The following is a 21,680-nucleotide window of genomic DNA, read 5'->3' on the forward strand; positions in this document are numbered from 1 at the left end:
AAAAGATAAATTAGTTCTTATCTTTAATTTTTATTTTAATTCCTTCAACATCTTTTAGTTGTTCTCTTACTTCGTCTTCAGTTCCTGTAAATGTCTCTGTAGTAATTGTAGATTTTCCGTTTACGGTTTTTCTAATTTCTACATTTGCAGTTACAATTCCGTTTGCATCGTTTGTAAGCATCTCAACAGTAGTTTCTGTTTTGTTATTTAAGTTTTCACCACCAGAAATACCTTTGTAATTACTAATAGACTTAACCTCTATAACTTCTACATTATTGTTTTCTTCTAAAGTATGTCCTCCTAAAATTGGTGCAATTACCAATCCAATTAAACAAGTAAGTTTAATTAAAATATTCATAGAAGGTCCAGAAGTATCTTTAAAAGGATCTCCAACAGTATCTCCAGTTACTGCAGCTTTATGAGCTTCAGAACCTTTATATGTCATTTCTCCATCAATTTCTACACCAGCCTCAAAAGATTTTTTTGCATTATCCCAAGCTCCACCTGCGTTATTTTGGAAAATTGCCCAAAGAACACCAGAAACTGTAACACCAGCCATATAACCACCTAACATTTCTGCGATTGCTAATTTTTCCATTCCAAATGCTAAAGGAGCAAAAGCGATAATTAATGGGAAACCAATAGTTAATAAACCAGGTAACATCATTTCTCTTAAAGAAGCTTCTGTAGATATAGCTACACATTTATCGTATTCTGGTTTTCCAGTTCCTTCCATAATTCCAGGAATGTCTCTAAATTGACGTCTCACTTCATTTACCATTTCCATGGCAGCTTTTCCAACAGCATTCATTGCCAAAGCAGAAAATACCACTGGTACCATTCCACCCACAAATAACATGGCTAAAACTGGTGCTTTAAAAATGTTAATTCCGTCAATTCCAGTAAAAGTTACATAGGCAGCAAATAAAGCTAGCGATGTTAAAGCTGCAGAAGCGATTGCAAAACCTTTTCCAGTTGCAGCAGTTGTGTTACCAACTGAATCTAAAATATCTGTACGCTCTCTAACGATTGGTTCTTGTTCACTCATTTCTGCAATACCACCAGCATTATCAGAAATTGGTCCAAAAGCATCAATTGCTAATTGCATTGCTGTTGTTGCCATCATTGCAGAAGCCGCTAAAGCAACTCCGTAAAAACCAGCAAAAGCATAAGAAGCCCAAATTGCACCTGCAAATAATAAAACAGATGGAAATGTAGAAATCATTCCAGTTGCCAAACCTGCAATAATATTTGTACCAGCTCCAGTAGAAGACTGTTGAACAATTTTTAAAATTGGAGATTTCCCCAATCCTGTATAATATTCAGTAACTGAAGAAATTACAGCACCTACAATTAAACCAACGATTGTTGCACCGAAAACTCTTAGTGAAGAAATTTCTTGTAAACCTTCACCAAAAAATTCCATTTTCATGGTTTCTGGCAACATCCAAGTTACTAAGCCATAACAAGACAGTGCAACTAAAATAATAGAAGTCCAGTTTCCTTTATTTAGAGCGCCCATTACTTGAGACTCTTTTGCACTATTGTCTTTTATTTTAACCAACATTGTACCAATGATAGAAATTATAATTCCTGCACCTGCAATTGCCATTGGTAGTAAGATAGGTCCAATTCCACCAAAAGCATCAGAAATACTTCCACCCATATCTTTAATTACGTAGTTTCCTAAAACCATTGCAGCTAAAACAGTTGCAACGTAAGAACCAAATAAATCTGCTCCCATACCAGCAACATCACCAACATTGTCTCCAACATTATCTGCAATTGTAGCAGGGTTTCTTGGGTCATCTTCAGGAATTCCTGCTTCTACTTTACCTACTAAATCTGCACCAACATCTGCTGCTTTTGTGTAGATTCCTCCACCAACTCTTGCAAATAAAGCAATAGATTCTGCACCTAAAGAAAAACCAGCTAAAGTTTCCAAAACAATCGTCATATCCATTGTGTTTGTCCACTCACTTCCCATAAAATACCAGAAGAAAAAGATAAAAAATGATGTTAAACCTAAAACAGCTAACCCTGCAACTCCAAGTCCCATAACAGTTCCACCTCCAAAAGATACTTTTAAGGCATTTGGTAAACTTGTTCTTGCAGCTTGTGTAGTTCTAACGTTTGTTTTTGTTGCTATCTTCATTCCAATATTTCCTGCGAAAGCAGAAAAAACGGCTCCAAAAATAAAAGCAACCACAATTAAAATGTGTGTTGTTGGAACTATAAAAGAAACAGCTGCTAAAGCAACACTTACAATTACAACAAATATTGCTAGTAATTTGTATTCTGCGCTTAAAAAAGCCAAAGCTCCTTCGTAAATGTAATCTGAAATTTCTTTCATTTTACCATCACCTGCATCTTGTTTCATTACCCAAGATTGTTTAATCCACATGTAGATTAAACCTAAAATAGCCATTGCAATTGGCATCCAAATCATTAATGATTCCATATATTTATTTAATTTGATTAGTTTAAAACGGCGGTAAAAGTAAGAAAATCAAAGTGAAATAAAAAACCTCTTAAAATGTTTAATTTTAAGAGGTTGATAATATTTTAAGACTTTTACTGTCTAAATAGTAAAATTACCGTTCTTTTTATGCTCACTATTCTCATATCTTTGAACACAATCTTTAAAAATTTTACATGCTTCATCTGCATTACCCCATCCACCAACATCTACTTTTTTCTTTTCTAAATCTTTATATACTTTAAAAAAGTGCTCAATTTCTTTTAACCTATGAGGGTTTAAATCAGATAAATCATTTTTCTTATTCCAAATAGGATCAGAAACAGGAACGCAAATAACTTTTTCATCTGGTCCTTTTTCATCGGTCATATGAAAAACACCAATTGGTTTTACTTCAATAACACACATTGGAAAAGTTGGTTCATGCCCTAAAACTAAAACATCTAAAGGATCTCCATCTAAAGCTAAAGTTTCTGGTACAAAACCATAATCTGCTGGATACATCATCGAAGAAAATAGCATTCTGTCGAAACGAATTTTATTTAATTCAAAATCATATTCATATTTGTTTCTACTTCCTTTAGGGATTTCTATTAATACATCAAAAGTCTTTGTTTTGTGCTCGCTCATGGTTATCTTTTTTCATGTTTAAATTCGGGGTCAAAAATAGTGAAACTATACTATTCTATGATAGTCTTATATTGATTAATTTACGCAATTGATTTCGAAACGTCTATTATTTATCTTCAAAAAAAAAATCCTAACCAAAAATGGATAGGATTCTTTAAAAAAAATATTTTGAATGCTTATTTCTTATACATTACTTCTTTTACAGCCTTTATAACATCGTTTGCATTCGGAATCCATTTTTCAAATAAAACAGGAGAATAAGGTGCAGGTGTATCTGCAGTAGTAATTCTCTTAATTGGTGCATCTAAATAATCGAATGCTTGATCTTGAATTCTATATGTAATTTCTGAAGATACACTAGCAAATGGCCATGCTTCTTCTAAAATAACCAATCTATTTGTTTTCTTTACTGAAGTTAAGATAGCATCATGATCCATAGGACGAACAGTTCTTAAATCTATAATCTCTACAGAAATGTTTTCTTTAGCTAATTCATCTGCAGCTTTGTATGCTTCTTTAATAATTTTACCAAAAGAAACAATAGTTACATCAGTACCTTCTCTTTTAATATCTGCAACTCCAATAGGAATAATGTATTCTCCTTCAGGAATTTCCATCTTGTCTCCATACATTTGTTCAGATTCCATAAAAATAACTGGATCATCATCTCTAATTGCTGCTTTTAATAAACCTTTTGCATCATAAGGGTTAGATGGTACAATAACTTTTAAACCAGGAGTATTTGCAAACCAGTTTTCGAAAGCTTGTGAGTGTGTAGCACCTAACTGACCTGCAGAAGCAGTTGGACCTCTAAAAACGATTGGGCAATTAAACTGCCCACCAGACATTTGTCTAATTTTAGCTGCATTATTTATAATTTGATCAATTCCTACTAACGAGAAGTTAAACGTCATATATTCTACAATAGGTCTGTTTCCATTCATGGCAGAACCAATTGCAATACCAGCAAAACCTAATTCAGCAATAGGAGTATCAATTACTCTTTTTGCACCAAATTCGTCTAACATTCCTTTACTAGCCTTGTAAGCACCATTATATTCGGCTACTTCTTCACCCATTAAATAAATGCTTTCATCTCTGCGCATTTCTTCGCTCATTGCTTCGCAAATCGCTTCTCTGAATTGAACTGTTTTCATCTATGATTAATTATAATTTGTAATTTTCAAATGCAAAAGTAAGGAATTAATTGTCATTTTTTTAAACACAATTGTACAAAGTAAGATAAATATTAGGTATTTATTTCTCAATCGTTTTCGAAAACTGTTAAATAATTAAAAAAATACTATGCGTGCATAGTATTTTTTAAAAAAAAAGCGTAATTTCGTGGTCGATAATAAGATAAAAAACGAAAATTTATGAAAATATTGGTATGTATTAGTCATGTGCCTGATACCACTTCAAAAATTAATTTTACAAATAATAATGAAACTTTCGATACGAATGGTGTTCAATTTGTAATTAATCCTTACGACGAGTTTTGTTTAACAAGAGCAATGTGGTTTAAGGAAAAGCAGGGAGCAACTGTAACAGTTGTAAATGTAGGAGAAGCAAACACAGAGCCTACTTTAAGAAAAGCGTTGGCAATTGGAGCAGATGATGCAATTCGAGTAAATGTAAACCCAACTGATGGTTTTTTAGTTGCGAAGGAATTAGCTGCAATTGTAAAAGATGGAGGTTATGATGTTGTTTTAGCAGGAAAAGAATCTGCAGATTATAATGGGCAAATGGTACCAGGAATGTTAGCTTCGTTAACCGATTTTAATTTTGTAAACGGTTGTGTTGGTTTAGAAGTAGAAGGAGATAATGTTACAGCTATTAGAGAAATTGATGGTGGAAATGAGACAGTTGCTACAACTTTACCAATTGTTATTGGTGGACAAAAAGGAATTGTAGAAGAAAAAGATTTACGTATACCAAATATGCGTGGAATTATGATGGCTCGTAAAAAACCTTTACAAGTTAAAGAAGCAACAGATTCTAATGCAAAAACTTCGACACAATCTTTCGAAAAACCAGCACCTAAAGGAGCTGTAAAATTGGTTGATACAGATAATTTAGACGAGTTAATTAGCTTACTTCATAACGAAGCAAAAGTAATTTAAATAAAGAATAACTGTTTAAACGGTTATTTGTTTAAGCATTCGAAGTTTAAAAATATCACAGTTTAATAAAATCAATAAAATAACGTGTATTAATTAAAATATTTAACTTTTAAGAGATTACTCAAAAAAGTTACACAATTAAAAATTACACAATAAAACAATACAAAATATGTCAGTTTTAGTTTTTGCCGATTCAACAGACGGAAAATTTAAAAAAACTGCTTTCGAAGTAGTTTCTTATGGAAAAAAAGTAGCAGAACAATTAAGTAGTAACTTGGTTGTTTTAACAATAAATGCAAGCGATGCTTCTCAATTATATACTTATGGAGCAGAAAAAGTATTAACAGTTTCTAACGATAGTTTATCAATATTTAATGCAAAAGGATATGCTTCAGCAGTAAAACAAGCAGTGGATTCTACCAATGCAAATGTTGTAATTGTAGATTCAAGTATCGATGGTTTGTATGTTGGACCTTTAGTAGCAGTTGCTTTAGAAGCAGGTTATGCATCTAACGTTGTTGCGGCGCCATCAAGTACAGCACCATTTACAGTAAAAAGAAAAGCATTTTCGAACAAAGCATTTGCAAATACTATAATTTCTACTGAAAATAAAGTAATTGGAGTTGCTAAAAACTCTTTCGGAATTCACGAAAATCCAGTTTCTGGAGCTTCAGAAAATTTTGATGTAAATATTTCTGATGCAGATTTAGGTGTAAAATCAGAAAAAATAGATAAAGTAACTGGAAAAGTAACCATTGCAGATGCAGATGTTGTTGTTTCTGCTGGTAGAGGTTTAAAAGGACCAGAAAACTGGGGAATGGTTGAAGAGTTAGCAGACGTTTTAGGAGCTGCAACAGCTTGTTCTAAACCAGTTTCAGATTTAGGTTGGAGACCACATTCAGAACATGTTGGACAAACAGGAAAACCAGTAGCTTCGAACTTGTATATCGCAATTGGAATTTCAGGTGCGATTCAGCATTTGGCAGGTATTAATGCATCTAAAGTTAAGGTTGTAATCAACACAGATCCAGAAGCGCCATTTTTTAAAGCGGCAGATTATGGAGTTGTTGGAGACGCTTTCGAGGTAGTTCCAAAATTGATTGAAAAATTGAAAGCATTTAAGGCATCGTAATATTTTTTGGGCGTGCCCAAATTATTTAGATATAGAATTTTAAGAAACGAATCAGAATATATTTTTTTTTGATTCGTTTTTTATTTACATCAGTTAAAGCTTAAAAATAATTTCGTCAGGCTTTCAGCACTCGCTTTTTCTTTTGCAAAACAGCAAAAGAAAAGAGCTCAAACAAATGCTTCAATCCTTCACGCAGGCTAATAGTTTCCTCAGAAATGTATTTTTCAGGAAATAAAACTTTTCAATATATAATTTTTAGTAAATTGTGCCCTTGAAAAAGCCAGATATATAATGTATCATTCGAAAGCTTTTTTACACTTGCAGAAAGATATATGAGTTTAATAAAACTAACAATAAAAGGAATTTCTTACAGTCAAACTCAAAGTGGAGCTTATGCTTTAGTTTTAAGTGAAATGGAAGGAACAAGAACATTACCCATAATAATTGGTGCGTTTGAAGCACAATCTATCGCAATCGCTTTAGAAAAAGAAATTAGACCACCAAGACCTTTAACACACGACTTATTCAAAACATTTTCAGATCGTTTTTCTATCACAATAAAAGAAGTAATTATTCATAAATTGGTAGATGGCGTCTTCTTTTCTAGCTTAGTTTGCGAAAGAGAAGGAGTAGAAGAAACGATAGATACAAGAACATCAGATGCAATTGCAATTGCAGTTCGTTTTCAAGCACCAATTTACACTTATGAGAATATTTTAGATAAAGCAGGAATCTATCTAAAAATAGAAGAAGAGTTGGCAATTAACGAAACTACAGATCTTGATAATAATACTATTGATATCGAAGATTTCGAGTCCAATATAGTAAAAAGTAACTTTTCAGATTTATCTGTTCCTGAGTTAAATGAGCAGTTAGACAAAGCTGTAGAAGACGAAAATTACGAACTTGCTGCTAAAATTAGAGATGAAATTAGCAAACGCTCTTAATTAATTAAACTTATGAAAAAAATTTTTATAGTCGTTTTTTGTTTTATTTCAATGGTTCTATTTTCTCAAGATTTAGAACAAAATTGGAAATTTAATTCCATAGAAAAATCAGATGGAACACCTATTTTAGAAATAAAAGAAGGAGATGTTTTTTCTTTTTCAAAGGGAGAATTTAACTACTCTATAGCAAACAAAGACAATTTTAAGGCATCTGGAAATTATATTCGTCAGAATAATTTAATAATTTTCAATTTTAAAGAGCCAAAAGATTCTGTAAGGTATTTTAATATTGTTTCATTTGATGATACAAGTTTAATATTATCAGAAAACGATGTTACATACAAGTTTTCTTCACCAACTTTTGCAAAAATTGTAATTCCAGAAGAAGAAGTTAAATTAGATGTTCAAGAAAAATCTATAGTAACTACAACTTTAGATGAGATTGTACCAAGTCAAGGTTTTTCAGTAGGAAGTTTATGGCGTGGAGTTTTAGGAATGATATCCTTATTAATTATTGCATTTTTATTTAGTGGAAATAGAAAAGCTATTAACTGGAAAACTGTAGGTATAGGTTTGGCCTTTCAGTTAATTATTGCAATTGGAGTTTTAAAAGTTTCATTTGTTCAAAAAGCATTTGAAGTAGTTGGAGGAGTATTTGTAAGTATTTTAGATTTTACTCAAGCTGGTAGTAAGTTTCTATTTGAAGGATTAATTACAGATATGGATACTTTTGGGTTTATTTTTGCTTTTCAAATATTACCAACAATAATCTTCTTTTCTGCATTAACATCATTATTATTTTATCTAGGTCTAATTCAGAAACTAGTTAAAGTAATGGCTTGGTCGTTAAGTAAAATTTTAAAAATTTCTGGAGCAGAAAGTTTATCTGTAGCTGGTAATGTATTCTTGGGTCAAACAGAAGCACCATTATTAATTAAAGCTTATTTAGAGAAAATGAATAAGTCAGAAATCCTATTAGTAATGATTGGTGGAATGGCGACTTTAGCAGGAGCCGTTTTAGCAGCATATATTGGATTTTTGGGTGGAGATGATCCTATACTTCGATTGTATTTTGCAAAACATTTATTAGCAGCTTCAGTAATGGCTGCTCCAGGAGCAATCGTAATTTCTAAAATATTATACCCACAAACCGAAGAAGTAAATACAGATGTTCAAGTTTCTTCAGAAAAAATAGGATCAAATGTATTAGATGCAATTGCTAATGGAACTACAGAAGGTTTAAATTTAGCAATGAATGTTGGTGCAATGTTATTAGTTTTTATTGCTTTTATAGCAATGTTAAACGGAGTTCTAGGTTGGGTTGGAGATGTAACATCTTTAAATACTTGGATGGCAGCTAATACACCATATCAAAGTTTTTCTTTAGAAGCTGTTTTAGGGTATGTATTTGCTCCATTAATGTGGTTAGTTGGTGTTGCAAAAGAAGACATGACACTAATGGGACAATTATTAGGAATCAAATTAGTAGCTAGTGAATTTGTTGGATATACACAGTTAATTGGTTTAAAAGATGTAGCTAATGCAACTCATTTAACATTTAATAAATCTATTATTATGGCAACTTATATGTTATGTGGTTTTGCAAATTTTGCTTCTATTGGAATACAAATTGGAGGAATTGGTTCTTTGGCTCCTGGGCAACGAAAAACATTATCAGAATTTGGAATGAAAGCATTAATAGGAGGAACAATAGCTTCTTTAATGTCTGCAACAATTGCAGGAATGATTATTGGGTAAGATTTTGATGCTCTTAATTATTAAAAACGATTAATTCTTAATTGACTATTTTAGAGTTTTTAGTTGTATTCAATTTAAGAAAAATAATCTTTTGTAGTTATTAGTGATTTGACCAAAGAGATACCACATATAGAATTTAATCCTGCAACAACCAATAATTTTGGTTTTGAAATTGTTCCGATTAAAGATATCGCTAAAAGCAAAAACGAGCACAAGCACAATCCTGAATTACCACATCAACTAAAATTTTATAATCTAATTTTTTTTACAGAAGGTTTTGGAAGACATTTCATTGATTTTAAATGGTATTCTGTGCAAAAAAACAGTTTGGTATATCTTACCAAAGATCAAGTAAATGCTTTTGAGTTTTCAGAAGGTCTAAATGGTTATTGTATCATATTTACAGAAGAATATTTTGTAAATAGTTTTTTAAATTTAACAAATGACTTTGTATTTAGACTTTTTAATCCGGAGTTATTTTCGCCAATTCTTCAAATCCCAAAAAAATCTGAATTTGTAAATTATTTTAACTTATTATTAAATGAATATGGCAATTCCCAATCATTTAACCACAAGAATATTATCAATTCACTATTAACCATTTTAATATCGAAAGCAGAAAATTTAAAACAAAATCTAACCTTTCATATTTCTGATGCTTCTAAAGTAGTTGTTTATCAAAATTTTATTTCACTTATTGAAAAAAATCTAACCAAAAGCAGAAGTGCTAATTTTTACGCCAAAGAACTGGCTATAAGTTACAAGCACTTAAATACTATTTGCAAAGAATTGATAAATAAAACCGCAAAAAATGTAATTGATGATTTTATAATTCTTCAAGCAAAAAGAAATTTAATAAATTCAACAACTACAAGTTCTGAATTAGCTTATAAATTAGGTTTCGAAGACCCAACAAATTTCACCAAATATTTTAAGAAAAATACAGGTTTAACCCCAAAATCATTCTTAAAATCACTCTCAAAAGACTAATGGTTCAACTTTAACCATTTTAACACTCGTTTTCATCTTTTCTAAAAGTTGTACTTGCTTCATCTTTGTACCATATTAAAACAAACAAAAATGAAACAAATAATTACAACTGTTGCAGTTGCTCTTTTAATAACAGCTTGCAACATCCAAGACAAAAAAAATAATAATAAAAACACAGAAAAAATGGAAACAAAAACAGCATTATCAAACAAAGAAAAAGCAGTAGCATTAATTACAAGTTTAGAAACTGGAAATAAAGCTACAATAGCATACATTAACCCAACTAACTATAAGCAACACAACCTTGCTGTTGCAGATGGATTAGAAGGTTTTGGAGAAGTTTTACATCACGCACCTGAAGGAGGATTTAAAGCAAAGGTTGTTCGTTCTTTTCAAGATGGAGATTATTCGATTACACATACTAAATATGACTTTTTTGGGCCAAAAGTTGGGTTTGATATTTTTAAATTTAAAGATGGACAAATAGTTGAACATTGGGATAATTTTTCAGATTTAGCTTCTGCAAATCCAAGTGGTCATACACAAATAGATGGAGTTATAAAAGTTACAGATTTAGAAAAAACCGAAGCAAATAAAGCATTAGTAAAAGATTTTGTAAACACCGTTTTAATTAATGGAGAGTTTAATAAACTGCCAAATTATTTTGATGGAGATAATTATATCCAACACAATTCTATGATTGGAGATGGTCTTTCTGGCTTTGGTAAAGCAATCGAAGAAATGGCAAAACAAGGAATTATAATGACTTTTGAGAAAAGTCATATTATTTTAGGAGAAGGAAATTTTGTTCTTTCTGTAACTGAAGGAACTTTTGCTGGAAAACCAACATCATTTTACGATTTATTTAGAATTGAAAACGGAAAAATTGCAGAACATTGGGACACCATTGAAACTATTTTATCAGAAGCTGATAGAAAAAATAATAACGGAAAGTTTAACTTTTAAGTTCGATTTATTCTATCAAAATTAAAACATATAGAAGTAATATCGAATTAATAAACGGTATTACTTCTTGAACTCAAAAAAATAAAATAGGATGCAAAAAGAAAGAATAACAAACACTTTAAATGAATTGTTTAACGATTCTAAATACGACCGAATTAAAATTGCGAAAGGAGTTGCAAAGAGTATTTTTAGACCTATAAAACCTACTGATTTTGAAGAAGCATACCTTTCTATTTCTAAAGAACAAGGAGAACATTTAGTGCAAATCATAAAAGAAAACAATTTTAAAAATATTATTGAGTTTGGTACTTCTTTTGGAATATCTACATTGTTTTTAGCTCAAGGTATTTTAGATACAAATGGTCATATTATTACCACAGAGTTATTAGAGTCTAAAGCTAAAAAAGCAATTGAAAATTTTAAAAAAGCAGGTGTAAATAATCTTATTGAAGTTAGAATTGGAGATGCCATAGAAACTTTAAAAAATCATAAAGAACCAGTAGATTTACTACTATTAGATGGTTGGAAATATTTGTATTTACCATTATTTCAAATGCTTGAGCCTAATTTTCATAGCAAAACCATAATTTATGTTGACAATGCAGATATGACAGAAGTTAAAGCATTTTTAAATACTATAGCTAAAGACGATAAGTACCAATTGCAATCAAAATTTAATAATAAAGCGGTTTTAATAAGCCTTAAAAAATAGGAGAAATGAGTAAAGTAGCAAAATGCCCAACTTGTGACAGTAAATCAAAAATTAAAGAAACAAATGGAGAAACAATTTATGAAACTTTACAAGATGAAGAAGTAATAAAAAAAGTTGGCCAATTGAAAAAAGCGATGCAAAAATATAAGGAAAAAGCAGAAGCTTTAGAAAAAGAGCTAGCAGTATTAAAAGAGCAATAAAACTAGTAATTATGAAACATTCAATAACACTTAAAAACATAGTTTTTATAATTTCAATTACTTGTTTAGTGAGCTTAATAGGTTGCTCAAAGAAGGTTGTTTACAATGCTCCTTCTGCTCTTTCAAAGGAATATATTTCTGAACTTTCTAATGAAAAGAAAATAGCTTATCGTTTTACAACTTCAGCAAAAGAAAATTATTTAATATTTGATTCCATATTAAGTCCAAAATTTTATAGTCTAGACCAAAGTTGGAAAGGAGATAAAAAAACTTTTATTCAAAAAAGGAATTCAGATAGTAGTTTTAGTAAAATGAAACCAGTTAGAATAATACAAGACGATTCTTTGGTTGCTGTTCATAGCAGAGTGTTAGGAGATACTTTAAGATTTAGGTGGGATATTTTACGTTTTAAAGAGCAGAAAGTACAAGAACACTGGAGTAACGTAAATGATTCTATAGGTTTAAACCCAAATAAACATTCAGAAATTGATGGGCCAACAATTCCTACTCAATTGGAAAAAACTGATGTTAATCGTTCGCTCATTAATAAATTTATTAAAGAGAATATGATTAGAAAAGAAGGTGGTGCAATGAAATTTTTTAGTTTTAAGAAATATATTCAACACAATAGAGATGTTGGTGATGGACTTTCTGGGCTTTTGTGGGCAATGATTAAAATGAGTTTCCAAGGTAATACAATTACGTTTAAACACAATTATCACGTAATTGCAGAAGGTAATTTTGTGTTAAGTGCAACTGAAGGTTATGTAGGCAAAGAAAAAACAACTTTTTTTGATTTTTTTAGAATAGAAAACAACAAAATTATTGAACATTGGGACATTATAGCACCAATAAATGAATTCCTTTATTTTCAACCAGTTGAGAAAATCAAAAATGAATAAATGAGAAGCTTAAGTTAAAAATAAAAGTTTATTAAAATAGTTAATAACCTATTAATAAAATCACTTTACAAAATATCGAAATCACTATTTCATTCCTTAATTTTACAGTAAATTAATATACAAATTTTTCTTTCCGAGTTTACATTGAGCGTAGACGAAATTGGGGAGATTGAAGATTGGAAAATATGAAGCAATATCACGATTTAGTAAAACACGTTTTAGAGAACGGAAATGAAAAGGGAGATAGAACAGGAACTGGAACAAAAAGTGTTTTTGGGCATCAAATGCGTTTCGATTTAAGTGAAGGTTTTCCAATGGTAACTACAAAAAAGTTGCATTTAAAATCGATTGTTTACGAATTGCTTTGGTTTATAAAAGGAGATACAAACATTAAATATTTGCAAGAAAATGGTGTAAGAATTTGGAACGAATGGGCAGATGAAAATGGAGATTTAGGTCCAGTTTATGGGCATCAATGGCGTAACTGGAATAGCGATGATATTGATCAATTAAAAGAAGTAATTTCAACTTTAAAAAGTAATCCTAACTCTAGAAGAATGTTGGTCTCTGCTTGGAATCCTTCAGTTTTACCAGATAATTCTGTTTCCTTTTCAGAAAATGTAGCGAATGGAAAAGCAGCATTACCTCCTTGTCATGCATTTTTTCAATTTTATGTTGCAGATGGTAAATTATCTTGCCAATTATACCAAAGAAGTGCAGATATCTTTTTAGGAGTGCCTTTTAATATTGCTAGTTATGCATTATTTACAATGATGATGGCACAAGTTTGTGGTTATGAAGCAGGAGAATTTATCCATACTTTTGGAGACGCTCATATTTATAATAATCACGTAGAGCAATTAGAATTACAATTGTCTAGAGATATTAGACCTTTACCAAAAATGAAAATCAATCCAGAAATTACAAGTATTTTCGATTTCGATTTCGAAGATTTTGAGCTTACAGATTACAATCCTCATCCACACATTAAAGGAAAAGTAGCGATATAATTATCTAAATAAAAAACATAAAAAAAGAGTTACCAATAATTATTGGTAACTCTTTTTTACTTTTTCTAAGTAATTTTGTTATAGTTTTATAACACTGTTTTCTGCACCAGCAAAGTCGTTCCAAGCAAAAGCATCTGCTTGTGCTTCGTTTACGAATTCACCATCTACTAAATATCTAAATTCATAAGAATTGTTTGCTTCTAAATTAACAGTTCCTTTAAAAGAACCATTTTTTAATTTTTTCAATGGAGTAGATGCCGCGTTCCATTCATTAAAACTACCAACTACTGCTACGTTATTTGCATTGTCTGTTGGTACTGTAAAAGTTACTTTACAAACTGGTTTGCTTTTTAAAAATTGTTTTTTAATTGCCATAATATTTTGTTTTCAATAATTTTGGTAAATTTATTGAACAATTATCAATTTCCAAACAATATAAGGCTGAAAACGAAAGAATTATCGTTTTAATAATATGAAACATCATTATAATGTTAATTGAAAAAAAAAAGTGGATATAATTACTGTATGTTTAAAAATAGAGAGCATTCTTTTTGTCTGATTTTCAGGCATTTTACCTCGAAATCGGTTTCGTAAATCGCTGTTTTTAAACGAAAACTCTTAAAAAACGCTAAATCTCAAATCATTTCTATTATTTTTGTTAAAAATTGATTCGGTTTATGATAACAGTAATTGCTGCCATCGCTAAAAAAAATGCATTAGGAAAAGACAATGATTTAATTTGGCACTTACCTGCAGATTTAAAAAGATTTAAAAAAGTAACCTCTGGCCATCACATTTTAATGGGAAGAAATACATTTGAATCTATTGGGAAACCCTTACCAAATCGCACAACAATTATTATCACTAGAAATAATAATTATTTTAAAGATGGATGTTTAATAGCTAATAGTATTGAAGATGCTATTAAATTGGCAAAAGAAGATTCTGAAATTTATATTATTGGAGGTGCTCAAATTTATAAAGAAGCAATTGCCAATAACTTGGTAGATCAATTAGATATTACTTTAGTACATCACGAATTTGAAGCTGATGTCTATTTCCCAGAAATAGATCCTAAAATTTGGAAAGAAGTTTCAAGAGAAGACTTTAAAGCGGACGAGAAAAATAAATATGATTATAGTTTTGTGAGCTATCAGAAGATTTAAATTTTTTGCATAAATATTTAGCTTTTTTTCTTTAAAATTCTTGCATTCGTGGCATCATTATTATTTAATTAATTCTCCCAGAACGAAAACCACCACCTAAACTCATCTTATATTTTCTTTGAGCAAATAAAAAATAGTTAAAAAGCTTATAATTTACTTCGTAACCATAATCTATATTTGGTTGGTAATCCACAACATTTTCATAAATATTGTTATTAAATTGTGTCGGACTTTGGGCTCTAATATTCCAAGTGGTAACCCAAGCTCTATTTCTTGCCTCTAAGTATTCTTGAGAATAAAAACCTTCTGGTTGCGCAACAGAATATAAGAAAGAAGTAAACCCTGGATCTATAATTATAACTTCGTATTCTAAACTATCATTAGCAATCACAACAGGTTGCTCTTTTTCTGTGTTTCCGTTTTTTATTGGAGAAGAACCACAAGCCCAAAAGAATATTGCAAAAGTTGTTAGCAATAGAATATTTTTTAAAACTTTCATAATCAGTATGTTTTAGATTAGTAAAGTTGCAAAAATTATTCCAAAATGTATTGATTTTTAATTCATTTAACACTAATTTTCGATTTTAAAACAGAGTGTATGAAAAACAGATGTTTTTGGGTGAATGATAGTCAGATTTATATCGATTATCATGATAAAGAATGGGGAACTCCAGTTTTTGATGATGCAACTTTGTTCGAATTTTTAGTTTTAGAAACTTTTCAGGCAGGTTTAAGTTGGATTACTATTTTAAATAAAAGAGAAAATTTTAGAAAAGCTTTTGATAATTTCGATTATAAAAAAATTGCAAACTATCCAGAAAGCAAATTTGAATCTCTTTTAAAAGATGCAGGAATCATTAGAAATAAATTAAAAATAAGAAGCGCAATTACAAACGCACAATTATTTATGGAAGTTCAAAAAGAATTTGGTTCTTTTTCTAAATTTATATGGAGTTATGTAGATGTAAAACCAATAGTAAATAAATTTCATAACCGAGAAGACGTTCCAGCAACAACACCTCTGTCAGATAAAATTTCCAAAGATTTAAAAAAGCGTGGATTTAAATTTGTTGGTTCTACAGTTATGTATGCATATATGCAAGCTGTTGGAATGGTAAACGATCACACAACAGATTGTTTTAAATTTAGTGAAACTTAATTCTTAAAAGTTGAAAATCAACGAATTAAAAATTATAAGTTGAACTAATCCTGGTGCAGAGCAGGAACTTTGGGTTTTTTACCAATTCCATATAAAATTATAAAAACAAATGCTAATTTCTTCCATACCAAAACCCGATTTAAAACAAATTATTTCAATTTTTAATAGAGAAATTGGTCGTTTTGTTTTTTTCGTTTTTGTCTTATTTTTTGATGGCATTTGGTTTGCAGAAAATATAACCAATTCTCAAATCCTTATTAATATTTTAATGATTGCAGGGTTTATAAAAATGTACTTAAGATCCACGAGAAGAGTAAAAGAATTGATGTTATATGCTGTAATTGTGGGTTTTGGTGGAGAATATTTATTTTCCAGAGGTTTAGATATGTATACTTATAGATTAGAAAACGTCCCCTTTTATGTTCCTTTAGGACATGCAGCATTATATGGTCGAATTTTTATGTTCAGTAAAGCCTCTGTAGTTAGAAAACATCATAAAGCTGTGGAGCAAATATTTGGGATTTTTATTGGTTTATTTGCAACAACTTATTTAATTTTCTTTGCTGATGTTTTTGGTTTTGTAATGACTGGTTTTGTTTTTCTATTACTTTGGAAAAGACCAAAAGACCGCTTATTTTTCTTTTCGATGTATATTTTAGTAGCGATTTTAGAAATTGGGGGAACTGCTTTTGGAACTTGGAAATGGCCAAGTACAGCATTTGGAGTTTTTGATTTTTTGCCAAGTAATAATCCACCAAGTGGAATAAGTTTGTTTTACTTTTTGTTAGATATAACTTGCTTTTTTATTTATACACAAAGACATAACATTGCGTGGAAACGTTTAAAAAGAATTAAAAAAGATTAATTTCCTGCTAAAAAACGAATTGCTACAAAAACAGCAATAATTATACCGCCATAAATTAGTACTTTTTTGCCAGCATTTTTGTAGTACCGTTCGTGATTTTTAATATCTTTTCTGTAGCTATAAATCATTAAAGCAATAAATGCTAAAATGAAAAAAATCATAAAAATAATTCTACCTGTTGTAAAATAAGCGCCTAAAAACATAACTTAATTCTTTATATCTTCTTGATTAATAGATGTATTTCCGTCTTAATTTTTCATAAAGTTTCTATATATTGTCTCTCTATAATCAGTAAGATTTCGATTTTACAAAATTACAAATTAAATGAAGAACGCCATTGTATTTGGAGCAACTTCTGGGATAGGGAAAACTTTAACAGAACTTTTAATAAAAGACGGTTATAAAGTAGCGATTACAGGAAGAAGATTAGATAAATTAATGGAGCTGAAAAATCAATTTCCAGATAGTATTTTGGTAAAACAAAACGATATTCAAGAAGTAGATGCCGTCGAAAAAGTTTTCCATGAAATTGTTGCTGAATTTAACACGATAGATTTAGTGGTGCAGTCTTCTGGTGTTGCATATATTAACCCAAAATTAGAATGGTCTAAAGAAGAACAAAGTATAAATACCAATGTTTTGGGTGTTACAAAACTGTATGTTTTAGCATATAATTTATTCAGGAAACAACAATTTGGACATTTAGTGGGAATTTCTTCTATAGCATCTATAAGAGGAAATCGTTCTGCACCTGTCTATTTTGCGTCCAAAGCATACCAAAAAGCATATTTAGAAAGTTTATATATTAAAACGAAAACCATAAAATCTAAAAAAGTTATTATAACAGAAATAAGGCCAGGATTTGTAGATACAGCAATGGCTTTAGGTGAAGATCTCTTCTGGTTGGTTCCTTTAGAAAAAGCAACAAATCAAATTTATACAGCTATAAAAAAGAAAAAACGAGTTGCATATGTTTCTAAACGTTGGATATTGGTGGCTTGGGTTTTAAAAATATCTCCAGCTTGGTTGTTAAAGAAGATATTGTAGTATTAATTGTGTTTAAAGAAATAACTTATCAAAATAAATAAATTAAAACAAAATATATAATGAAAAATAAAATAGCTGCAGTTCATGCATTTCACACTGCTTTTAAATTAAATATTCAAGAAACAGCAACTGTAAATATTTCTGATGAAAGAAAAAAATTACGTTTCGAATTAATGAAAGAAGAAAATGAAGAATATTTAGAAGCAGCACAAAATAACGATTTGGTCGAAGTTGCAGATGCTTTAGGAGATATGTTATATATTTTATGCGGAACGATTATAGAACATGGAATGCAAGATAAAATTGAAGAAGTTTTTAATGAAATACAACGTTCTAATATGAGTAAATTGGGTGAAGATGGAAAACCAATCTATAGAGAAGATGGTAAAGTTTTAAAAGGTCCAAATTATTTTAAGCCTAATATTAAGGAGATTTTAGAAAGATAGATTTTGATATTATTATTTAAATTGAAATACATTAAAGGGTAAAGATTCTCCTTTGATTTTTAGAACAATAACTCCATGGCTAGGAACTTTACGTGTTATTTCTTGTTCTGATGAAATTGGATAAACTTCCTTAGACCATAAATCTTTAATTGTATATTTTTTAGACGCATCCAATCCTACAGATTTTAAACTAAATGTAATATCTTTAGAATTTTTAGACCTATTTAATAAAGCTACAGCTATTTCCCCACTTATTGTTGATATTAATGGTTTAGCCCAAATTTCTAAATCTCCATAATCCATTAATCTTCTGGCCTGATAAACAAATGGACTTTGGTTAAGTGCTATAATATCTTTGTTAGAAATTATTTCAATTGTTTCTTTACTCATGGTAGTTAAATCATTACCTAATAAAAGAGGAGAATGCATTATAGACCACATAGAAAAGTGCGTTTTGTCTTCTTCATAGCTCATTCCTCTACCTACTTGTAGCATATCCATATCATTATAATGGCCTTTAGAGGCATACATCCATAAGTCTGCATTCAAATCAATAATTTTTAATATAGATTCGAAATTATTATTAATATCCCCAGAAATTCGCCAAGAATCTGCTATTTGTGTAACCCATTTACCAGGGAATTCCCATCTGCAAACATTGTACTTGGTTTCTGGTTTAATTGCTTTTATTTGTTTACTAATTTCGGTGTATCTAGTTTCTTCATCAAGATCAAGCCATTCACCACCACACCAATCTATTTTTATAAAATCATAATCCCATTCTTTAAGAAATAAATTTAAATCTTGCTTGTCATGCCCATATAATCCCATACCAGAACCTATGGTGTCTTTATCCCAATAGGAAGCACAAGTATTAATACCTGCATCAGAATAGATGCCTGCTTTTAGTCCTTTGGAATGGATGTAATCGGCTAATGCTTTCATTCCACTTGGAAATCTTTTTTTATGAACCAGTAAATTACCATTTTCATCTCTTCCACCAAAAAAACCATCGTCAGTATTAATATATGAGTACCCTACATTTTTTAATCCAGAAGTAACCATTGCATCTGCTTGCGATTTAATTATATTTTCATTTATATTTATTCTATAATTATTCCAACTTGCCCAGCCCATTATTGGAGCCTGTGAATTATTCTCTACTGATAAATTATTTTCCTTATTCTGTGAACCAATTATTTCTTTTTTGCTTGTTTTTTTATTACAAGATATAAGCAACAAAATTAGAATTAGAAGTGGTATAGTTAATATATACTTATTTTTTCTTTTGTACATAGCTTTATATTAATGGTTTTGTGAATTTAGTGTTTAAGAAAATTTATTTTTTTTCATTTATTTTACCATTGCCAATAACACTTTTAACATTGGCCCAAAAACTTAATAAAGCTCCAGAAGACTTCTCAGAAAATTCTGAAAGAAGTAATAAATTATTTACAAATAACTTAATATTTGAAACATTGGGCTGATAATAAGCCATATTCCATTCTTCAAAATATCTTTTATCTGTTTTGTTTTCCCAAAGAACATTTACTTTGTGGTGCCTTTTATCTTTTTTTATTTTACTAAATACTTCAAGGACATCCTTTTTTTCGCCTTCAAGAATTTGTACAAAACTGTTGTTGTGGTAAATAAGACATCCAGTTATATTTATAGATGAATTAAAAGTATTTGCTTCTGCAAGAATATTTTCTAAATCAGTAAAACTTAAGTTATCTATTGATTTAGAATGGTAATTTAATTGGTACATTTAATCTATAATTTTTAAACCTTTATTTAATTAAATGTTCACAAAACAAATAACCATCTATTAATTATAATACTAATTAGCGAAGTTAAACTTTTTAAATTTAGAAGCAAAATAAACTAAAACTTCATAATTTAAAAAAGTAAAACAAAAACCTAATCACATAACACTAGAAGTTTATTTGGTTTTTCATAATTCAAAGTTTGTCTTTTCGCAAAAAAAAAAGCATCAACGTAAATTGATGCTTTTATATATTATTCGAAAATAAGTTATCAGCAGTAACAACTAAAAATTCCTACTAAAAACCGAATGCTTATTTCACAACAACTCTCCAACCATAAGGATCTTCAGCTTTATTTGTCTGAATATCTGTAATTGCTTTCTTTAAAGTTCCTGCAAAAGGTTTGTCTAATTCAGGTAAATCGTAATCTGTTCCTTGGTAACCAAAACCAGCAATAGGAGAAATTACTGCAGCAGTTCCTGCTCCAAACATTTCTTTTAAACTTCCAGATTGTGCAGCAGCAATCACTTCAGAAACTGAAATTTTACGTACTTCAACATCAATATTCATGTCTTCTGCAATCTGAATAACACTTTTACGTGTAATTCCGTCTAAAATTCTATCACTTGTAGGGCTTGTAATTAAAGTATCATTAATTCTGATGAAAATATTCATTGCACCAGCTTCTTCAATATACTCATGAGTATTATCGTCTGTCCAAATTACTTGGTTATAACCTTTTTCAATCGCTAATTGAGTAGGGTAAAATTGTGCAGCATAATTTCCACCAGCTTTTGCAAAACCAACACCACCATTTGCAGCACGTGCATATTTTTCTTCAATTAAAACTTTTACTTTACCAGCAAAATATGCTCCAGAAGGCGCAGTACAAATAATTAATTTGTAGGCATTTGCAGGCGAAGCGTGAAAACCGTTTCCAGAAGCAAACATAAAAGGTCTAATGTATAAAGAACTTCCATCGTTTTTTGGAATCCAAGCTTCATCTAATTTTAATAAAGCTTTTAAACCATCCATAAATACATCTTCAGGAATTTGCGGAATTACCAAACGTTCTGCAGATTTATTTAAACGTTTACAGTTGTCTAAAGGTCTAAACAACAAAGTATTTCCTTCAGCATCTTTGTAAGCTTTCATTCCTTCGAAAATAGATTGTCCGTAATGAAAAATCTTCGCAGAAGGATCTAAAGAAATTGGTTCATAAGGTGTAATAACTGGCGTTTGCCATTTTCCATCTTTATAATCACAAACAAGCATGTGATCAGAAAAAACACTACCAAAAGGTAAATTATTAAAGTCTACACTTTCTATTTTAGACTTTTCTATATGTTTGATTTCTATATTAGAACTCATAATTAAATTGA

General features: G+C 30.0%; 24 protein-coding genes. 15 read left to right on the forward strand and 9 right to left on the reverse strand.

From position 1 onward, the window contains the following. Positions 1-10: 10 nt before the first annotated feature. The 3 genes from H9I45_RS13260 to H9I45_RS13270 form a co-directional block, all read right to left on the reverse strand. Entirely contained in the window at positions 11-2,461 is a 2,451-nt protein-coding gene (locus H9I45_RS13260; protein WP_088353935.1) for a sodium-translocating pyrophosphatase, read from the reverse strand. Between the two features lie 120 nt (positions 2,462-2,581). Next, positions 2,582-3,109 (reverse strand): inorganic diphosphatase, encoded by a 528-nt coding sequence (locus H9I45_RS13265; protein WP_088353936.1) that lies wholly within the window; start codon positions 3,107-3,109, stop codon positions 2,582-2,584. 176 nt (positions 3,110-3,285) lie between these two features. After that, positions 3,286-4,266 (reverse strand): pyruvate dehydrogenase complex E1 component subunit beta, encoded by a 981-nt coding sequence (locus H9I45_RS13270; RefSeq protein ID WP_088353937.1) that lies wholly within the window; start codon positions 4,264-4,266, stop codon positions 3,286-3,288. Between the two features lie 219 nt (positions 4,267-4,485). Between H9I45_RS13270 and H9I45_RS13275 the strand changes: the two genes are divergently transcribed. From H9I45_RS13275 to H9I45_RS13320, 10 genes are all read left to right on the forward strand, one after another. Then, positions 4,486-5,232, forward strand: coding sequence for an electron transfer flavoprotein subunit beta/FixA family protein (locus H9I45_RS13275; RefSeq protein ID WP_088353938.1), 747 nt, complete (start codon positions 4,486-4,488; stop codon positions 5,230-5,232). Between the two features lie 169 nt (positions 5,233-5,401). Further along, positions 5,402-6,364, forward strand: coding sequence for an electron transfer flavoprotein subunit alpha/FixB family protein (locus H9I45_RS13280; RefSeq protein WP_088353939.1), 963 nt, complete (start codon positions 5,402-5,404; stop codon positions 6,362-6,364). Between the two features lie 332 nt (positions 6,365-6,696). Further along, positions 6,697-7,311 (forward strand): bifunctional nuclease family protein, encoded by a 615-nt coding sequence (locus H9I45_RS13285; protein ID WP_088353940.1) that lies wholly within the window; start codon positions 6,697-6,699, stop codon positions 7,309-7,311. Positions 7,312-7,323: 12 nt separating this feature from the next. After that, a complete protein-coding gene (locus H9I45_RS13290; RefSeq protein WP_088353941.1) occupies positions 7,324-9,069 on the forward strand; it encodes a NupC/NupG family nucleoside CNT transporter in 1,746 nt (581 codons plus the stop codon). 108 nt (positions 9,070-9,177) lie between these two features. Beyond that, entirely contained in the window at positions 9,178-10,059 is an 882-nt protein-coding gene (locus H9I45_RS13295; RefSeq protein WP_176397555.1) for a helix-turn-helix domain-containing protein, read from the forward strand. Between the two features lie 90 nt (positions 10,060-10,149). Beyond that, a complete protein-coding gene (locus H9I45_RS13300) occupies positions 10,150-11,025 on the forward strand; it encodes a nuclear transport factor 2 family protein (RefSeq protein WP_088353943.1) in 876 nt (291 codons plus the stop codon). A 91-nt stretch (positions 11,026-11,116) separates the two neighbouring features. Then, a complete protein-coding gene (locus tag H9I45_RS13305; protein ID WP_088353944.1) occupies positions 11,117-11,737 on the forward strand; it encodes an O-methyltransferase in 621 nt (206 codons plus the stop codon). 5 nt (positions 11,738-11,742) lie between these two features. Next, the gene (locus tag H9I45_RS13310; RefSeq protein ID WP_088353945.1) at positions 11,743-11,937 is read left to right on the forward strand and encodes a hypothetical protein; all 195 of its coding nucleotides are present in this window, start codon (positions 11,743-11,745) and stop codon (positions 11,935-11,937) included. 11 nt (positions 11,938-11,948) lie between these two features. Next, positions 11,949-12,839 carry a hypothetical protein gene (locus tag H9I45_RS13315; protein ID WP_140422753.1) on the forward strand — a complete coding sequence of 297 codons (891 nt, stop codon included), beginning with the start codon at positions 11,949-11,951 and terminating at the stop codon, positions 12,837-12,839. 185 nt (positions 12,840-13,024) lie between these two features. After that, on the forward strand, positions 13,025-13,849 hold the full coding sequence (locus H9I45_RS13320) for a thymidylate synthase (protein ID WP_088354045.1): 825 nt from the start codon (positions 13,025-13,027) through the stop codon (positions 13,847-13,849). A gap of 78 nt (positions 13,850-13,927) precedes the next feature. Here H9I45_RS13320 and H9I45_RS13325 read toward each other — a convergent pair whose 3' ends face one another. Further along, entirely contained in the window at positions 13,928-14,224 is a 297-nt protein-coding gene (locus H9I45_RS13325; protein ID WP_088353947.1) for an isoamylase early set domain-containing protein, read from the reverse strand. A 302-nt stretch (positions 14,225-14,526) separates the two neighbouring features. On the opposite strand from H9I45_RS13325, the gene H9I45_RS13330 reads away from it, so the two are divergent. Continuing rightward, entirely contained in the window at positions 14,527-15,015 is a 489-nt protein-coding gene (locus H9I45_RS13330) for a dihydrofolate reductase (RefSeq protein ID WP_088353948.1), read from the forward strand. Between the two features lie 64 nt (positions 15,016-15,079). On the opposite strand, the gene H9I45_RS13335 is transcribed toward H9I45_RS13330, so the two are convergent. Further along, positions 15,080-15,514 carry a DUF6146 family protein gene (locus tag H9I45_RS13335; protein ID WP_088353949.1) on the reverse strand — a complete coding sequence of 145 codons (435 nt, stop codon included), beginning with the start codon at positions 15,512-15,514 and terminating at the stop codon, positions 15,080-15,082. Between the two features lie 99 nt (positions 15,515-15,613). Between H9I45_RS13335 and H9I45_RS13340 the strand changes: the two genes are divergently transcribed. Both H9I45_RS13340 and H9I45_RS13345 read left to right on the forward strand, forming a co-directional pair. Next, positions 15,614-16,174 carry a DNA-3-methyladenine glycosylase I gene (locus H9I45_RS13340; protein WP_088353950.1) on the forward strand — a complete coding sequence of 187 codons (561 nt, stop codon included), beginning with the start codon at positions 15,614-15,616 and terminating at the stop codon, positions 16,172-16,174. A gap of 109 nt (positions 16,175-16,283) precedes the next feature. Beyond that, entirely contained in the window at positions 16,284-17,039 is a 756-nt protein-coding gene (locus H9I45_RS13345) for a hypothetical protein (RefSeq protein ID WP_088353951.1), read from the forward strand. Here H9I45_RS13345 and H9I45_RS13350 read toward each other — a convergent pair. Next, positions 17,036-17,242 carry a hypothetical protein gene (locus H9I45_RS13350; protein ID WP_088353952.1) on the reverse strand — a complete coding sequence of 69 codons (207 nt, stop codon included), beginning with the start codon at positions 17,240-17,242 and terminating at the stop codon, positions 17,036-17,038. The genes H9I45_RS13345 and H9I45_RS13350 overlap by 4 nt on opposite strands. 121 nt (positions 17,243-17,363) lie before the next feature. On the opposite strand from H9I45_RS13350, the gene H9I45_RS13355 reads away from it, so the two are divergent. Together H9I45_RS13355 and H9I45_RS13360 are read left to right on the forward strand one after the other, a co-directional pair. Continuing rightward, complete coding sequence (locus H9I45_RS13355; RefSeq protein WP_088353953.1) at positions 17,364-18,086, forward strand: SDR family NAD(P)-dependent oxidoreductase; 723 nt, start codon at positions 17,364-17,366, stop codon at positions 18,084-18,086. A gap of 59 nt (positions 18,087-18,145) precedes the next feature. Further along, positions 18,146-18,532, forward strand: a complete 387-nt coding sequence (locus H9I45_RS13360) for a pyrophosphohydrolase domain-containing protein (RefSeq protein WP_088353954.1) — start codon at positions 18,146-18,148, stop codon at positions 18,530-18,532. Between the two features lie 12 nt (positions 18,533-18,544). On the opposite strand, the gene H9I45_RS13365 is transcribed toward H9I45_RS13360, so the two are convergent. The 3 genes from H9I45_RS13365 to H9I45_RS13375 form a co-directional block, all read right to left on the reverse strand. After that, a complete protein-coding gene (locus H9I45_RS13365; protein WP_088353955.1) occupies positions 18,545-19,828 on the reverse strand; it encodes a glycoside hydrolase family 27 protein in 1,284 nt (427 codons plus the stop codon). A gap of 43 nt (positions 19,829-19,871) precedes the next feature. Further along, positions 19,872-20,300: a BLUF domain-containing protein gene (locus tag H9I45_RS13370; protein ID WP_088353956.1), complete on the reverse strand. Its 429-nt coding sequence runs from the start codon at positions 20,298-20,300 to the stop codon at positions 19,872-19,874. A gap of 310 nt (positions 20,301-20,610) precedes the next feature. Continuing rightward, entirely contained in the window at positions 20,611-21,669 is a 1,059-nt protein-coding gene (locus H9I45_RS13375; RefSeq protein ID WP_088353957.1) for a branched-chain amino acid aminotransferase, read from the reverse strand. Positions 21,670-21,680: the final 11 nt, after the last annotated feature.

This window comes from Polaribacter haliotis (genome assembly GCF_014784055.1).
GTDB classification, from domain to species: Bacteria; Bacteroidota; Bacteroidia; order Flavobacteriales; family Flavobacteriaceae; genus Polaribacter; species Polaribacter haliotis.

What these genes read in the sequence shown, in the direction of transcription:
- H9I45_RS13290 (WP_088353941.1), top strand. Translation starts at nt 7,324, where the DNA reads ATGAAAAAAATTTTTATAGTCGTTTTTTGTTTTATTTCAATGGTTCTA.
- H9I45_RS13330 (WP_088353948.1), top strand. Translation starts at nt 14,527, where the DNA reads ATGATAACAGTAATTGCTGCCATCGCTAAAAAAAATGCATTAGGAAAA.
- H9I45_RS13375 (WP_088353957.1), bottom strand. Translation starts at nt 21,669, where the DNA reads ATGAGTTCTAATATAGAAATCAAACATATAGAAAAGTCTAAAATAGAA.
- H9I45_RS13310 (WP_088353945.1), top strand. Translation starts at nt 11,743, where the DNA reads ATGAGTAAAGTAGCAAAATGCCCAACTTGTGACAGTAAATCAAAAATT.
- H9I45_RS13365 (WP_088353955.1), bottom strand. Translation starts at nt 19,828, where the DNA reads ATGTACAAAAGAAAAAATAAGTATATATTAACTATACCACTTCTAATT.
- H9I45_RS13320 (WP_088354045.1), top strand. Translation starts at nt 13,025, where the DNA reads ATGAAGCAATATCACGATTTAGTAAAACACGTTTTAGAGAACGGAAAT.
- H9I45_RS13285 (WP_088353940.1), top strand. Translation starts at nt 6,697, where the DNA reads ATGAGTTTAATAAAACTAACAATAAAAGGAATTTCTTACAGTCAAACT.
- H9I45_RS13355 (WP_088353953.1), top strand. Translation starts at nt 17,364, where the DNA reads ATGAAGAACGCCATTGTATTTGGAGCAACTTCTGGGATAGGGAAAACT.
- H9I45_RS13360 (WP_088353954.1), top strand. Translation starts at nt 18,146, where the DNA reads ATGAAAAATAAAATAGCTGCAGTTCATGCATTTCACACTGCTTTTAAA.
- H9I45_RS13315 (WP_140422753.1), top strand. Translation starts at nt 11,949, where the DNA reads ATGAAACATTCAATAACACTTAAAAACATAGTTTTTATAATTTCAATT.
- H9I45_RS13345 (WP_088353951.1), top strand. Translation starts at nt 16,284, where the DNA reads ATGCTAATTTCTTCCATACCAAAACCCGATTTAAAACAAATTATTTCA.
- H9I45_RS13275 (WP_088353938.1), top strand. Translation starts at nt 4,486, where the DNA reads ATGAAAATATTGGTATGTATTAGTCATGTGCCTGATACCACTTCAAAA.
- H9I45_RS13335 (WP_088353949.1), bottom strand. Translation starts at nt 15,514, where the DNA reads ATGAAAGTTTTAAAAAATATTCTATTGCTAACAACTTTTGCAATATTC.
- H9I45_RS13265 (WP_088353936.1), bottom strand. Translation starts at nt 3,109, where the DNA reads ATGAGCGAGCACAAAACAAAGACTTTTGATGTATTAATAGAAATCCCT.
- H9I45_RS13280 (WP_088353939.1), top strand. Translation starts at nt 5,402, where the DNA reads ATGTCAGTTTTAGTTTTTGCCGATTCAACAGACGGAAAATTTAAAAAA.
- H9I45_RS13340 (WP_088353950.1), top strand. Translation starts at nt 15,614, where the DNA reads ATGAAAAACAGATGTTTTTGGGTGAATGATAGTCAGATTTATATCGAT.
- H9I45_RS13350 (WP_088353952.1), bottom strand. Translation starts at nt 17,242, where the DNA reads ATGTTTTTAGGCGCTTATTTTACAACAGGTAGAATTATTTTTATGATT.
- H9I45_RS13370 (WP_088353956.1), bottom strand. Translation starts at nt 20,300, where the DNA reads ATGTACCAATTAAATTACCATTCTAAATCAATAGATAACTTAAGTTTT.
- H9I45_RS13300 (WP_088353943.1), top strand. Translation starts at nt 10,150, where the DNA reads ATGAAACAAATAATTACAACTGTTGCAGTTGCTCTTTTAATAACAGCT.
- H9I45_RS13325 (WP_088353947.1), bottom strand. Translation starts at nt 14,224, where the DNA reads ATGGCAATTAAAAAACAATTTTTAAAAAGCAAACCAGTTTGTAAAGTA.
- H9I45_RS13260 (WP_088353935.1), bottom strand. Translation starts at nt 2,461, where the DNA reads ATGGAATCATTAATGATTTGGATGCCAATTGCAATGGCTATTTTAGGT.
- H9I45_RS13270 (WP_088353937.1), bottom strand. Translation starts at nt 4,266, where the DNA reads ATGAAAACAGTTCAATTCAGAGAAGCGATTTGCGAAGCAATGAGCGAA.
- H9I45_RS13305 (WP_088353944.1), top strand. Translation starts at nt 11,117, where the DNA reads ATGCAAAAAGAAAGAATAACAAACACTTTAAATGAATTGTTTAACGAT.